The sequence below is a fragment of the Streptomyces sp. NPDC086766 genome (assembly GCF_044746005.1).
Lineage (GTDB): Bacteria > Actinomycetota > Actinomycetes > Streptomycetales > Streptomycetaceae > Streptomyces.
Genome location: NZ_JBIVBI010000005.1, coordinates 334,093 through 346,912 on the forward strand (window position 1 = coordinate 334,093; position 12,820 = coordinate 346,912).

A 12,820-nucleotide genomic window follows, 5' to 3' on the forward strand; every position below is an offset into this window, starting at 1 on the left:
TCTGAACAAATGGCCGAGGGCCCGAACGGTGCCGCGCTTCCGCCGCCGCGCCCGCTGGACGCCATCGATCAGGACATCCTGCAGATGCTCCAGACGGACGGCCGCGCCTCGATACGGTCGGTCGCCGACCGGGTCCACGTCTCGCGCGCCAACGCCTACGCGCGGATCAACCGCCTCATCGACGACGGCGTGATCCGCGGGTTCGGGGCCCGTGTGAACCACGAACGCGCGGGTCAGGCCACCTCGGCGTACATCACCCTGAAGATCGTGCAGAACTCCTGGCGCACGGTGCGCGAGCAGCTCAGGCAGTTGCCCGGCGCGTCCCACATCGCGCTGGTGGGCGGCGACTTCGACGTGCTGCTCCTCGTGCACACCCCGGACAACCGGGCCCTGCGCGAGGTGGTGCTCACCCGCCTGCAGGCGATACCCGAGGTGCTCAGCACCCGCACGCTGCTGGTGTTCGAGGAGGAGGACCTGGAGCCCCAGGGCTGACCGGCCGGGAGGCGGCCGGCGGCGGCCTGCGGCAGCCGCTCAGTCCGCCCTTCGCAGGCCCCCGAAGACCAACTGCACCACCGCGTCGGCCACTTCGCGCTCGTTCATGCCGCGCCCGTCCGGCCGGTACCACTCCACGATCGAGTTGATCATCCCGAAGACGAGCCGGGTCGCGAGCCGCACCTCCACGTCGCCGCGCACGTCCCCCTCCGCGGCCGCCGCCTTCAGCAGCTCGGCCACCCGGTGATCGAACTCGCGGCGCCGCTCCAGCGCCCAGCGCTCGGTGCCCGTGTTGCCGCGCACGCGCAGCAGCAGCGTCACGTACGGCAGTTCGGCGATGAGCACCTCCACCATGCGCCGCACGACGTACTCCAGGCGGCCCGCCGCGCGCCCCACGCGCGCGGGTTCCTCGCCGAGGATGCCGAAGAGCCCGTCCAGCGCCCGGCTGACGGCCCGGCGCAGCAACTCCTCCTTGCCGGCGACATGGTGGTAGATCGACGACTTGGAGATGCCGGCAGCCTTGGACAGGTGCTCCATGGAAGTGCCGTCGTAGCCGCGCTCGTTGAAGACCCGCACGGCGACGGTGAGCAGCGTCTCCGGGGTGTAGGTGTCGCGCCTGGCGGTGGTCATGAGGCGCCCTCCCGCTTGTCGGTGGCGTACGCGTGGCGGTAGAGCGCCAGGGACGGCGCGTAGCGTCCCGAGGGGTCGCGCAGGTGCAGGTCGTCCAGGAGGCCGTAGGCCCAGGTCCGGCCGAGCCTGCGGCTCCACTCGAAGGGCCCGAGGGGGTAGTTGACGCCCAGGCGCATCGCGGTGTCGATGTCCTCCTCGGTGGCGACCCCCTTGGCGACGGCGTCGTGCGCCAGGTCGACGATCCGGGCGACCGTACGGGCCACGATCATGCCGGGGACGTCGCCGATGACGCTGACGTCCTTGCCGAGCGCCTGGAAGAGCCCGGTGGCCTCGGCCAGGGTCTGCGGGGAGGTGTCCTGCGAGGCGGACAGGGCGATCCGGGTGGCCCTGCGGTAGTCGAGCGCGAGGTCGAAGTAGACGACGTCACGGAACTCGACCGACGTCTGGCCGTCGGCGAGGACCAGCTGGCCGCCGCCGGGCAGCACCAGGCGGGTGCCGTGGTCCTCGTCCTCCTCACGGACGGCGATGCCCGCCTCGCGGATCAGCGGGAGCAGTTCGGACGCCGGGCCCAGATCGCCCTCGGCGACGACGTACGCGGGCGCGTGCGCCTTCTCGGCGGTGTGCGGCTCGGGGCGCTCGGCGTCCTCGGCGTAGTCGTACCAGCCGTGTCCGCTCTTGCGGCCGAGGCGGCCGGACTCGACCAGGCGCCGCTGGGCGAGCGAGGGCGTGAAGCGGACGTCCTGGAAGAACGACTGCCACACGGAGTGCGTGACCGACTCGTTGACGTCCTGCCCGATGAGGTCGGTCAGCTCGAAGGCGCCCATCCGGAAGCCGCCGGACTCGCGCAGCACGGCGTCGATGGTGGCGGGGTCGGCGGCCTGCGCCTCGAGGACGGCGAACGCCTCGGCGTAGAACGGCCGGGCGATCCGGTTGACGATGAAGCCCGGGGTGTCCGCGCAGGCGACCGGCGTCTTGCCCCAGGCGCGGGCCGTCTCGTACGCGCGGGTGGCCGACGTGACGTCGGTCGCGAACCCGGAGACGACCTCCACCAGCGGCAGCAGCGGCGCCGGGTTGAAGAAGTGCAGGCCCACGAGGCGGCCCGGGTTGCGCAGCGCGCCGCCGACGGCCGTCACCGACAGGGAGGAGGTGTTGGTGGCGAGCAGGCAGTCGTCGCCGACGACTCCCTCCAGCTCGCGGAACAGCTCCTGCTTGACGTCCAGCCGCTCCAGCACGGCCTCGACGACGAGCGCGCAGTCCGCGAGGGAGGCGAGGTCCTCGACGGGCCGCAGCCGGGCGCGGGCCGCGTCCCGGTCGGCGGCGGAGAGCCGGCCCTTCTCGACGAGCCGGTCCAGGCGCGCGCCGATCGCGGCGGCCGCCTCCCCGGCCCGCCCGGGCACGGCGTCGTGGAGCCGCACCGGATGGCCGGCGGCCAGCGCGACCTGGGCGATGCCCTGGCCCATGGTGCCGGTGCCGACGACGGCCACGGGGCTGCTGAGGTCGAGTGCTGTCATGTGCGCGATCCTCCCGCACGGGGTTTTCCACAGATGCGGCAGGCCCCCTTGTCCCGACCGATCGTTCGGTTACTCTAGCCCTGTCCAGTCGTTCCTGCCCATGGTTCTGCCCAGGTCATGAGCTCGAAGAAGAGTTCTTGAGACGAGGAGTTGGTCCCACATGGCCGCCGAACTGACCGCGCACGAGCTCATCGCACGGCACCGGCCCACTCTCGACCAGGCGCTGGAGGCGATCCGCACGCGCGCGTACTGGTCGCCCCACCCCGAGCACCCGAAGGCCTACGGGGAGCACGGCAGCCTGGACGCGGCCGCGGGCAAGGCCGCCTTCGACGCCCTGCTGGGCACCCGCCTCGACCTCGGCCAGCCCGGCACCGACGACTGGGTGGGCGGCGAGGTCTCGCCGTACGGTATCGACCTGGGCGTGACCTACCCGCACGCGGACCTCGACGAGCTGCTGCCCGCGATGAGGGCCGGGCAGCGCGCCTGGCGCGACGCGGGCGCGGAGGCGCGTGCCGTGGTCTGCCTGGAGATCCTCAAGCGGATCAGCGACCGGACGCACGAGTTCGCCCACGCCGTCATGCACACCTCCGGCCAGGCCTTCATGATGGCCTTCCAGGCGGGCGGCCCGCACGCCCAGGACCGCGGTCTGGAGGCCGTCGCGTACGCCTATGTGGAGCAGGTGCGCACCCCGGACACCGCGGAGTGGACCAAGCCCCAGGGCAAGCGCGACCCGCTCGCCCTCACCAAGCAGTTCACGCCCGTCCCGCGCGGGATCGCGCTGATGATCGGCTGCAACACGTTCCCGACGTGGAACGGCTATCCGGGCCTGTTCGCGTCCCTGGCCACCGGCAACGCGGTCCTGGTGAAGCCCCACCCGCGCGCGGTGCTGCCGCTGGCGCTCACCGTGCAGGTGGCCCGCCAGGTGCTCACCGAGGCCGGCTTCGACCCGAACCTGGTGGCGCTGGCCGCCGAGCGTCCCGGCGAGGGCATCGCCAAGACCCTGGCCACCCGCCCCGAGATCAGGATCATCGACTACACCGGGTCGACGTCCTTCGGCGACTGGCTGGAGGCCAACGCGCGCCAGGCGCAGGTCTACACGGAGAAGGCCGGCGTCAACACGGTGATCGTGGAGTCGACCGACGACTACAAGGGGATGCTCTCCAACCTGGCCTTCTCGCTCTCCCTCTACAGCGGCCAGATGTGCACCACCCCGCAGAACCTGCTCGTCCCGCGCGAGGGCATCCGCACCGATGAGGGCCCCAAGTCCTTCGACGAGGTCGCCGCCGACCTCGCCAGGGCCGTCGAGGGCCTGCTCGGCGACGACGCCCGGGCGAACGCCCTGCTCGGCGCGATCGTCAACCCGGACGTGAAGGCGCGCCTGGAGGCCGCCGCCGGCCTCGGCGAGGTCGCCCTCGCCTCCCGCGAGGTCACCAACCCGGACTTCCCCGGCGCGGTCGTCCGCACCCCGGTGATCGTCAAGCTGGACGGCGCCAAGCCGGACGCCGAGTCCGCCTACATGAGCGAGTGCTTCGGGCCCGTCTCCTTCACCGTCGCGGTCGACTCGGCGGCGGACGCGGTGGAGCTGCTGCGCCGCACGGTCCGAGAGAAGGGCGCGATGACGGTGGGCGCCTACACCACCGACGACGAGGTCGAGCAGGCCGTGCGGGAGGTGTGCCTGGAGGAGGCCGCCCAGCTGTCCCTCAACCTCACCGGCGGGGTGTACGTCAACCAGACCGCCGCCTTCTCCGACTTCCACGGCTCGGGCGGCAACCCGGCGGCCAACGCGGCCCTGTGCGACGGGGCGTTCGTGGCCAACCGGTTCCGGGTGGTGGAGGTCCGCCGGGAGGCGTAGGCACCCTCAGGACGCGAGCGGTGCGCCCCCGCCGGCGCTCCAGTGGTACAGCGTCATCGCCACGCTGGTGGCGAGGTTGTAGCTGGAGACCTGGGGGCGCATCGGCAGCGCCACCAGGTGATCGGCGCGCGCGCGGAGTCCGCCGGACAGGCCGCTGCGCTCGGAGCCGAAGGCGAGCACGGCGTCGTCCGGCAGCTTCAGCCCCCGGATGTCCTCGCCCTCCGGGTCGAGGGCGAACAGCGGACCGGGCGGCAGCTCGTCCACGCCGAGCCGCTCCACGGCGGTCGCGAAGTGCAGCCCCGCCCCGCCGCGCACCACGGTGGGATGCCACGGGTCGAGGGTTCCGGTGGTGACCACCCCGGTCGCCCCGAACCCGGCGGCCAGCCGGATCACGGCCCCCGCGTTGCCCAGGTTGCGCGGCTGGTCGAGGACCACCACGGGCGCGCTGCGGGGCATGCGGGCCAGCGCCGCCAGCCGGTCCTCGCGGGAGGGCCGCACGGCGAGGGCGGCGACGGCGGTCGGGTGGGGCCGGGCCACGAGGGAGGCGTAGGTCTCCCGCGGCACCTCGGCCAGCAGGACGCCCAGCCGGTCCCGTACGTCCGGCGCCAGTTCGTCGGCGAGGGCGAGCGCCGCCCGCCGGTCGGCGGTGACCGCCACCGGCACCTCGGCACCGAAACGCACCGCGTGCTTGAGGGCGTGGAAGCCGTCGAGCAGCACGCAGTCCCCGGCGAGCCGGCGCCAGCGGGAAACGGGGTCGGTCATGCCCCGAAGCCTACGTGGACGGGCTCGCCGTCCCCCGGGGAGCGCGCGTCCTGCGGCGCCGGCCGGCCCGCCCGTGAGCGCAGCCGCCCCCGCGCGTGGGCCGCCCAGCCGCCCACGCGGCGCAGGAACGAGGTCGGCAGGAACACCGCGTCCGCCGCGATCATCGCGAGTGAGAAGAACGGCAGCCCCAGGACGACGGCGATCACCGCGTGCTCGGTCATCATGGCCGCCAGCAGGACGTTCTTGACCCGCCGGTTGAAGAGCGTGAACGGGAAGGCGACCTGGACGGCCACCGTCCCGTAGGTCACCAGCATCACCATGGTGCCGCTGGCCGACAGCAGGCCGCCGAGCGCGGGCCAGGGCGAGAAGTAGTCCAGGTGGAGCGGGTAGTAGACGGCGGTGCCGTCCTGCCAGCGCGAGCCCTGGATCTTGTACCAGCCGGCCGTCGCGTAGATCAGGCACGCCTCCGCCGCGATCACCATCAGCGCGGCGTTGTGCACCAGGTTGGCGATCACGTCGAGCAGGATCCGCGGCTGCGACCACCGGTCCCGGCGCCCGACGGCCCACCACAGGGCCTGCGCCACCCACACACCCCACAGGAGCGCGGGGACGAGCCACTCGCCCCGCATCCTGCCCGCCGCGGTCACCGCGACCAGGACCAGCCCGAGCACGGCCCACAGGACGGGACCGGCCCGGTCGGGCGTCCGCTCCCCGCGCGCGTGGGCCGCCGCCGCGCGCCGGGCCCGCCGCGCGTCCAGCGACCACACCTGGCCGCAGCGCGTGAAGACCAGGTACAGGGACATCAGATGCAGGACGTTGTCGCCGCCGTCACCGGCGAAGACGCTGCGGTTCTGCAGCGACAGCACACCGACCATGAACAGCACGGACAGGGTGCGAGTGCGCCAGCCGAGCATCAGCAGCAGGCTCGCCAGGACGGCCAGCACGTAGACGATCTCGAACCACAGCTGCCCCCGGGACCACAGCAGGGCCGTGAAGGAGCCGTTGCTCGCGGTCAGCTGCTCGGCGAGGTCCCAGCTCCACGGCGCGTCCGGCCCGTAGAGCTCCTGGCGGTGGGGGAACTCGCGCAGCAGGAACAGCAGCCAGGTCAGCGAGAAGCCGATACGGATCACGGCCGCCTGGTACGGGCCGAGGGCCGCCTCGGTGACCCGGGCTATACCCCGGGAGAAACAGAGCGAGAGCCGGTTCACCGCACACCCCCTTCGAGCTCGCCACTCGGCACCGTCCACCAGGGAAGCACGCGGTAGGCGGGTGCGTCCGGCACCTTCTCCCCGCTCCACACCGGCGGCTGCACGTTGGTGGTACGGCTGCGGACCTGGACGCGCTGGATCACCCCGTCCGGGCCGGCCGCGTGGTCGCGGCCGAGGCGCAGCACGACGATCCGGCGCAGGTACTGCTCGGCGAGCATGCCGCGCAGGCCCGCCGGGCGGTTCTCGTTGGTGTGGCTGGCGCCGTAGAAGTCCCAGGCGCGGCGCAGTTCGTTCTGCTCGGTGTGGCTGGGCACCGGATTGCCGTCGATGGCCCGGCCGTCCTGTGCCGACAGGTCGTACCAGCCGGTCGTGCGCAGGCCGCCGGCGCCGGTGGCGACCTCGGCCCGCACCTGCACCGCGATGTTCTGCTGCAACGGGTTCGGCGCGAAGAGCTTCCAGTTCTGCTCGAACTCCGGGTAGACCCAGTCGTCCACGGCCTTGCCGTGCTGCTTCGTCATCGTGTTCGACGGCGCGACGTGCAGGAACACCATGCCCAGGTGCACGCAGGCGGTCACCGCCACCACCGCGAGCGCCAGCGCCGCACCGACCCGGTAGGGCGTGGAGAGCGCGGCGACCCCGCCCCGGGCCTCGGCGCGGGGGCCGGGCACGACGGGGTGACCGTCCGGGTCGGGTACGACGGAGTGACCACCCGAGCCGGGCGCGACGGGATGACCGTCCGGGTCCGACGCGACAGGGCGACCGTCCGGGACCGGCGCGACGGGATGATCGTCCGGGTCCGGCGCCACGGAGTGACCGCCATGGCCGGGCTCGACGGAGTGACCGCTCTGCCCGGGCGGGTCGCCTGCGCCGGGCGGGTCGCCGTCGCCGGGCCGGGGCGGCGCACCGGACTGCTCGCCGTCACCGGGCCGTTCGCCGGCACTCGGTGGGCCCCCGGCGCCGAGCGGGTCGTGGGCACCGGACGGGCCGCCGGCCGCGGCCTCGCCTGCCGGCGCCCCGCCGTCCGGGGCGTTCGGGTCCTCGTCGTACGCGTCCATTCCGCCCCGTTCCCATCCCCGTCCGTCTCACGGTCCTCGGCGCCGCACGGAACGGTACTCATGCCCGTCCTCCGGGCACACCCCCGGCCGGTACGCCGACGATCCTTCGCCGTGCCGCGATGACCGGACACAGACAAAAGACCGGACACAGGATCGCAGGAACGGGAGCGCGGAGACGAACCGCGACGACATGCCGCCCAGACGAACCGCGGAGACGAACCCGACGACGAGCGGCCGAGACGAGAGTCCGCGGTTCGTCCACAGGGAGCCCGCGGTCGTCCACAGCGGTTGACACCCCGCGGCGCCGCGCCCCACCATGGATCCCACCGGACCGAACGATCGGTCGGGAGACATGGAGCGAAGTCGAGGTCGAGGGGGACCGCATGGCGACAGCAGCCGCGCACCAGCCGGCCCGCACCCAGGCGCACGACGCCTCGGGCGCGGAGAGCACCGACGCCCGGCAGCGGGCCTTCGACGCCGCCGTGGCCGCCGACGAGCGCGTCGAGCCGCGCGACTGGATGCCCGAGGGCTACCGCGCGACGCTGATCCGGCAGATCGCCCAGCACGCCCACTCCGAGATCATCGGCATGCAGCCGGAGGCCAACTGGATCACCCGCGCCCCCTCCCTGCGCCGCAAGGCCATCCTCATGGCCAAGGTCCAGGACGAGGCGGGCCACGGGCTGTATCTGTACAGCGCGGCCGAGACCCTCGGCACCAGCCGCGAGGAGCTGCTCGACAAGCTGCACACCGGCCGCCAGAAGTACTCCTCGATCTTCAACTACCCCACCCTGACCTGGGCGGACGTCGGCGCGATCGGCTGGCTGGTGGACGGCGCCGCGATCACCAACCAGGTGCCCCTGTGCCGCTGCTCCTACGGGCCGTACGCGCGCGCGATGGTCCGCGTCTGCAAGGAGGAGTCCTTCCACCAGCGCCAGGGGTACGAGCTGCTGCTCGCCCTCAGCCGCGGCACCCCCGAGCAGCACGAGATGGCCCAGGACGCGGTGAACCGCTGGTGGTGGCCGTCGCTGATGATGTTCGGACCGCCCGACGACGCCTCCCAGCACTCGGCGCAGTCGATGGCCTGGAAGATCAAGCGGCATTCGAACGACGAGCTGCGCCAGCGCTTCGTCGACATCTGCGTCCCGCAGGCCGAGAGCCTCGGCCTCACCCTCCCCGACCCGGACCTGAAATGGAACGAGGAGCGGGAGCACCACGACTTCGGCGCCATCGACTGGACGGAGTTCTACGACGTCCTCAAGGGCAACGGACCGTGCAACGAACAGCGCATCACCCAGCGCCGGCGAGCCCATGACGAGGGCGCGTGGGTGCGGGAGGCGGCCGTGGCCCACGCCGCCAAGCACACCGGTGAGACGGGAGTGAAGCAGGCATGACCAACACCGACTGGCCCCTGTGGGAGGTCTTCGTGCGCTCGCGGCGCGGACTGTCCCACACCCACGCCGGCAGCCTGCACGCCCCGGACGCGGAGCTGGCCCTGCGCAACGCGCGCGACCTGTACACGCGGCGCGGCGAGGGCGTCTCCATCTGGGTCGTGCCGTCCTCGGCGATCACCGCGTCCTCGCCGGACGAGAAGGACCCGTTCTTCGAGCCGTCCGCCGACAAGCCCTACCGGCACCCGACCTTCTACGAGATCCCGGACGGGGTGAAGCACCTGTGACCGCCACTGTCGCGACGACGGCCGCCCTCGCCCTGGGCGACGACGCCCTGGTGCTCTCCCACCGCCTGGGGGAGTGGGCGGGGCACGCCCCCGTCCTGGAGGAGGAGGTCGCCCTCGCCAACATCGCGCTGGACCTGCTGGGACAGGCCCGCGTGCTGCTGTCGATGGTCGGCGACGAGGACGAGCTGGCGTATCTGCGCGAGGAGCGCGCCTTCACCAACCTCCAGCTCGTCGAGCAGCCCAACGGCGACTTCGCGCACACCATCGCCCGCCAGCTCTACTTCTCCACCTACCAGCACCTTCTGTACGCCCGGCTGGCCGCCGGCGACGGCGTCTTCGCCCCGCTCGCCGCGAAGGCCGTCAAGGAGGTCGCCTACCACCGCGACCACGCCGAGCAGTGGACGCTGCGGCTCGGCGACGGCACGGACGTCAGCCACGAGCGGATGGGGCGGGCCTGCCAGGCGCTGTGGCGGTTCACCGGCGAGATGTTCCAGCCGGTGGAGGGACTCGACGTCGACTGGGCGGCGCTCCGGTCGGCCTGGACGGAGTCCGTGAGCGACGTGCTGCGCCGGGCCACCCTGCCCCTGCCCGAGGGCCCGCAGTCGGGGGCGTGGGCGGCGGGCGCGGGCCGGCAGGGCCTGCACACCGAGCCGTTCGGGCGGATGCTCGCCGAGATGCAGCACCTGCACCGCAGCCACCCGGGGGCGTCATGGTGACCACCGCGACCCCGCTGGAGACCGAGCTGCTGCGCCTCGCGGGCTCGGTGCCCGACCCCGAGCTGCCCGTGCTGACCCTGCAGGAGCTGGGCGTGGTGCGCGCGGTGCACCTGCGCGGCGCGGACGCCGTCGAGGTCGAGCTGACCCCGACCTACACCGGCTGCCCGGCGATCGAGGCGATGTCCCAGGACATCGAGCGGGTGCTGCGCGAGCACGGCCTGCGGGAGGTCACCGTCCGCACGGTGCTGGCGCCCGCCTGGTCGACGGACGACATCTCCGACGAAGGACGCCGCAAACTGCGGGAGTTCGGCATAGCGCCGCCGCGTGTGCGCGACGGTTCGGGACCGGTCGCGCTGGAGCTCGGCCCGGCGCGCACGCTGTCCCCGGCACCGGACCCGGTAGCCGCGGCCGCCCCCGTCCCCTGCCCGCACTGCGGTGCGGCCGAGACCGAGCTGCTCAGCCGGTTCTCCTCCACCGCGTGCAAGGCGCTGCGGCGCTGCCTGTCCTGCCGCGAACCGTTCGACCACTTCAAGGAGGTGTGATGGCCCGCTTCCATCCGCTGCGGGTGACCGCGGTCGACCGGCTCACCGACGACTCCGTGGCCCTGACCCTCGCGGTGCCGCCGGAGCTGCGCGCCGAGTACCGGCACGCACCGGGGCAGCACCTCGCCCTGCGGCGGACGGCCGACGGGACGGAGATACGGCGGACGTACTCGATCTGCTCCCCCGCACCGGAGCCCGGCGGCGACGGGCCGCGGACGCTGCGGGTCGGCGTGCGGCTGGTGGAGGGCGGCGCGTTCTCCACGTACGCGCTCAAGGAGATCAACGTCGGCGACGAGCTGGAGGTGATGACCCCGGCGGGACGTTTCACGCTGGAGCCCGCTCCCGGCCACTACGCGGCGGTGGTCGGCGGCAGCGGCATCACGCCGGTGCTGTCGATCGCGTCGACCCTGCTGGCGCGTGAGCCCGGAGCACGCTTCTGCCTGATCCGCAGCGACCGCACGACCGCCTCGACGATGTTCCTGGAGGAGGTCGCCGACCTGAAGGACCGCTTCCCGGACCGGCTGCACCTCGTGACGGTGCTCTCCCGGGAGGAGCAGCAGGCGGGCCTGCCGTCCGGCCGGCTCGACGAGGAGCGGCTCACGGAGCTGCTCCCGGCGCTGCTGCCCGTGGGGGACGTGGCGGGCTGGTTCCTGTGCGGGCCGTACGGGCTGGTGCAGGGCGCCGAGCGGGCCCTGCACGGGCTCGGGGTGGCCCGGACCCGGATCCACCAGGAGATCTTCCACGTGGACGCGGGGACGGCTCCCGTCCCGACGGCCGCGGCCCCCGCCCACAGCACGGTCACCGTCCGGCTCGACGGCCGCGGCGGAAGCTGGCCGGTCCAGGACGGGGAGACCCTGCTGGAGACGGTGCTGCGCAACCGGCCCGACGCGCCCTACGCCTGCAAGGGCGGCGTGTGCGGCACCTGCCGGGCCTTCCTGGTGGCGGGCGAGGTGCGCATGGACCGCAACTTCGCGCTGGAGCCGGAGGAGACCGAGGCGGGATACGTGCTGGCGTGCCAGTCGCATCCGGCGACCGAGCAGGTGGAGCTGGACTTCGACCGCTGATAACCGGCCGCCTGCCGCGCGCGGGAGGCGGCCGCAGCACGGTGCCCTTTTCTCCGGGCCTCGCACCGTCAGGCTCAGAGCACGTGGCCCGGCTCGCCCTCGTCGGTCACGACCGGCCGGCCGGAGGCCGCCCACACCTGCATGCCGCCGTCCACGTTCACCGCGTCGACGCCCTGCTGGACCAGATACATCGCGACCTGGGCCGAGCGTCCGCCCGAGCGGCAGATCACATGGACGCGCCCGTCCTGGGGCGCCGCCTCGGTCAGTTCGCCGTAGCGCGCCACGAACTCGCTGATGGGGATGTGCAGCGCCCCCTCGGCGTGGCCCGCCTGCCACTCGTCGTCCTCGCGGACGTCCAGCAGGAAGTCGTCGTCCTTGAGATCGCCGACCTCGACCGTGGGCACACCAGCTCCGAAATGCATGACCCCGACGCTACCCGAAACGGGCGCGGGGACGCCGTCTCAGCCCTGGCCCAGCAGCGCGGCCAGTTCCGCCTCGCGGGCCGTCACGTCGCCGCGCAGTTGCTCGGCGATCTCCTCCAGGAGCCGGTCGGGGTCGTCGGGGGCCAGGCGGAGCATCGAGGCGATCGCGCTGTCCTCCAGCTCCTTCGCCAGCATCGTGAGCAGCTCCTTGCGCTGCGCGAGCCACTCCAGACGGGCGTAGAGCTCCTCGCTGGGGCTCGGTTCCCGCTCGGCGGGCGCCGGGCCCGCGGCCCACTCCGCCGCCAGCTCCCGCAGCTCCGTCTCGTCGCCCCGGGCGTAGGCGGCGTTGACGCGGGTGATGAACTCCTCGCGCCGCTTGCGCTCCTCCTCCCGCTGCGCCAGGTCGGGGTGGGCCTTGCGGGCCAGCTCGCGGTAGAGCCTGCGGGCCTCCTCGCTGGGGCGCACCCGCTGCGGAGACCGCACCGGCTGGTCGGTGAGCATCGCCGCGGCCTCCGGGAACAGGCCTTCCCCGTCCATCCAGCCGTGCAGCAGCTCCTCCACACCGGGGATCGGCATCAGCCGGGCGCGGGCCTCGTCCGCCCTGCGCCGGTCCTCGGGGTCGCCGGTGCGTGCCGCCGTGGCCTCGGCGATCTGCGCCTCCAGCTCTTCGAGGCGGGCGTAGAGAGGGCCGAGTCTCTGCTGGTGCAGCCGGGAGAAGTTCTCGACCTCCACACGGAAGGTCTCCACCGCGATCTCGTACTCGATCAGCGCCTGCTCGGCGGCCCGTACGGCCCGCTCCAGGCGCTCCTCGGGACGCGCCGCAGCACCGTCGGACGTCGCCCGAGCCTCCCCGGCGACGTCACCCTGCTCAGCTTCCGGGGTCGTCACCCG

Annotated in this window: 14 protein-coding genes; 7 read left to right on the top strand and 7 right to left on the bottom strand. The window is 73.2% G+C overall.

The window, feature by feature from the left end; genetic code table 11:
• Positions 1-9: 9 nt before the first annotated feature.
• Positions 10-492 carry an Lrp/AsnC family transcriptional regulator gene (locus tag ACIPM1_RS12145; RefSeq protein WP_356181680.1) on the top strand — a complete coding sequence of 161 codons (483 nt, stop codon included), beginning with the start codon at positions 10-12 and terminating at the stop codon, positions 490-492.
• 39 nt (positions 493-531) lie between these two features.
• On the opposite strand, the gene ACIPM1_RS12150 is transcribed toward ACIPM1_RS12145, so the two are convergent.
• A complete protein-coding gene (locus tag ACIPM1_RS12150) occupies positions 532-1,122 on the bottom strand; it encodes a TetR/AcrR family transcriptional regulator (RefSeq protein WP_356181584.1) in 591 nt (196 codons plus the stop codon).
• A complete protein-coding gene (locus ACIPM1_RS12155; RefSeq protein ID WP_402432546.1) occupies positions 1,119-2,633 on the bottom strand; it encodes a 3-hydroxyacyl-CoA dehydrogenase in 1,515 nt (504 codons plus the stop codon). The genes ACIPM1_RS12150 and ACIPM1_RS12155 overlap by 4 nt, the downstream gene beginning before the upstream one ends.
• Before the next feature lie 160 nt (positions 2,634-2,793).
• On the opposite strand from ACIPM1_RS12155, the gene paaN reads away from it, so the two are divergent.
• A complete protein-coding gene (paaN, locus tag ACIPM1_RS12160; protein WP_402432549.1) occupies positions 2,794-4,485 on the top strand; it encodes a phenylacetic acid degradation protein PaaN in 1,692 nt (563 codons plus the stop codon).
• 6 nt (positions 4,486-4,491) lie between these two features.
• Here the strand turns inward: paaN and ACIPM1_RS12165 are convergent, their stop codons facing one another.
• From ACIPM1_RS12165 to ACIPM1_RS12175, 3 genes are read right to left on the bottom strand one after another with little or no spacing between them, the layout of a single operon-like run.
• Positions 4,492-5,247: a TrmH family RNA methyltransferase gene (locus tag ACIPM1_RS12165; protein WP_402432552.1), complete on the bottom strand. Its 756-nt coding sequence runs from the start codon at positions 5,245-5,247 to the stop codon at positions 4,492-4,494.
• On the bottom strand, positions 5,244-6,455 hold the full coding sequence (locus ACIPM1_RS12170) for an HTTM domain-containing protein (RefSeq protein WP_402432555.1): 1,212 nt from the start codon (positions 6,453-6,455) through the stop codon (positions 5,244-5,246). Before ACIPM1_RS12170 ends, ACIPM1_RS12165 begins: the two co-directional genes overlap by 4 nt.
• The gene (locus ACIPM1_RS12175) at positions 6,452-7,510 is read right to left on the bottom strand and encodes a DUF5819 family protein (protein WP_402432558.1); all 1,059 of its coding nucleotides are present in this window, start codon (positions 7,508-7,510) and stop codon (positions 6,452-6,454) included. The genes ACIPM1_RS12170 and ACIPM1_RS12175 overlap by 4 nt, the downstream gene beginning before the upstream one ends.
• A 383-nt stretch (positions 7,511-7,893) precedes the next feature.
• On the opposite strand from ACIPM1_RS12175, the gene paaA reads away from it, so the two are divergent.
• From paaA to ACIPM1_RS12200, 5 genes are read left to right on the top strand one after another with little or no spacing between them, the layout of a single operon-like run.
• Positions 7,894-8,901, top strand: a complete 1,008-nt coding sequence (gene paaA / locus ACIPM1_RS12180; RefSeq protein ID WP_402432561.1) for a 1,2-phenylacetyl-CoA epoxidase subunit PaaA — start codon at positions 7,894-7,896, stop codon at positions 8,899-8,901.
• Positions 8,898-9,185 (top strand): 1,2-phenylacetyl-CoA epoxidase subunit PaaB, encoded by a 288-nt coding sequence (gene paaB / locus ACIPM1_RS12185; RefSeq protein ID WP_266824692.1) that lies wholly within the window; start codon positions 8,898-8,900, stop codon positions 9,183-9,185. Before paaA ends, paaB begins: the two co-directional genes overlap by 4 nt.
• Positions 9,182-9,901, top strand: coding sequence for a 1,2-phenylacetyl-CoA epoxidase subunit PaaC (gene paaC / locus ACIPM1_RS12190; RefSeq protein WP_402432565.1), 720 nt, complete (start codon positions 9,182-9,184; stop codon positions 9,899-9,901). Before paaB ends, paaC begins: the two co-directional genes overlap by 4 nt.
• Positions 9,898-10,443, top strand: a complete 546-nt coding sequence (gene paaD, locus ACIPM1_RS12195) for a 1,2-phenylacetyl-CoA epoxidase subunit PaaD (protein WP_402432958.1) — start codon at positions 9,898-9,900, stop codon at positions 10,441-10,443. The genes paaC and paaD overlap by 4 nt, the downstream gene beginning before the upstream one ends.
• Positions 10,443-11,507, top strand: coding sequence for a 2Fe-2S iron-sulfur cluster-binding protein (locus tag ACIPM1_RS12200; protein ID WP_402432568.1), 1,065 nt, complete (start codon positions 10,443-10,445; stop codon positions 11,505-11,507). Before paaD ends, ACIPM1_RS12200 begins: the two co-directional genes overlap by 1 nt.
• Before the next feature lie 74 nt (positions 11,508-11,581).
• On the opposite strand, the gene ACIPM1_RS12205 is transcribed toward ACIPM1_RS12200, so the two are convergent.
• Complete coding sequence (locus ACIPM1_RS12205) at positions 11,582-11,911, bottom strand: rhodanese-like domain-containing protein (protein ID WP_356181677.1); 330 nt, start codon at positions 11,909-11,911, stop codon at positions 11,582-11,584.
• A 57-nt stretch (positions 11,912-11,968) separates the two neighbouring features.
• Positions 11,969-12,817: a hypothetical protein gene (locus ACIPM1_RS12210; RefSeq protein WP_356181553.1), complete on the bottom strand. Its 849-nt coding sequence runs from the start codon at positions 12,815-12,817 to the stop codon at positions 11,969-11,971.
• Between the last annotated feature and the right edge of the window lie 3 nt (positions 12,818-12,820).

Excerpts from the sequence above, each read along its gene's own strand:
- ACIPM1_RS12145 (WP_356181680.1), top strand. The coding sequence starts at position 10 with ATGGCCGAGGGCCCGAACGGTGCCGCGCTTCCGCCGCCGCGCCCGCTG.
- ACIPM1_RS12150 (WP_356181584.1), bottom strand. The coding sequence starts at position 1,122 with ATGACCACCGCCAGGCGCGACACCTACACCCCGGAGACGCTGCTCACC.
- ACIPM1_RS12155 (WP_402432546.1), bottom strand. The coding sequence starts at position 2,633 with ATGACAGCACTCGACCTCAGCAGCCCCGTGGCCGTCGTCGGCACCGGC.
- paaN (WP_402432549.1), top strand. The coding sequence starts at position 2,794 with ATGGCCGCCGAACTGACCGCGCACGAGCTCATCGCACGGCACCGGCCC.
- ACIPM1_RS12165 (WP_402432552.1), bottom strand. The coding sequence starts at position 5,247 with ATGACCGACCCCGTTTCCCGCTGGCGCCGGCTCGCCGGGGACTGCGTG.
- ACIPM1_RS12175 (WP_402432558.1), bottom strand. The coding sequence starts at position 7,510 with ATGGACGCGTACGACGAGGACCCGAACGCCCCGGACGGCGGGGCGCCG.
- paaA (WP_402432561.1), top strand. The coding sequence starts at position 7,894 with ATGGCGACAGCAGCCGCGCACCAGCCGGCCCGCACCCAGGCGCACGAC.
- paaB (WP_266824692.1), top strand. The coding sequence starts at position 8,898 with ATGACCAACACCGACTGGCCCCTGTGGGAGGTCTTCGTGCGCTCGCGG.
- ACIPM1_RS12200 (WP_402432568.1), top strand. The coding sequence starts at position 10,443 with ATGGCCCGCTTCCATCCGCTGCGGGTGACCGCGGTCGACCGGCTCACC.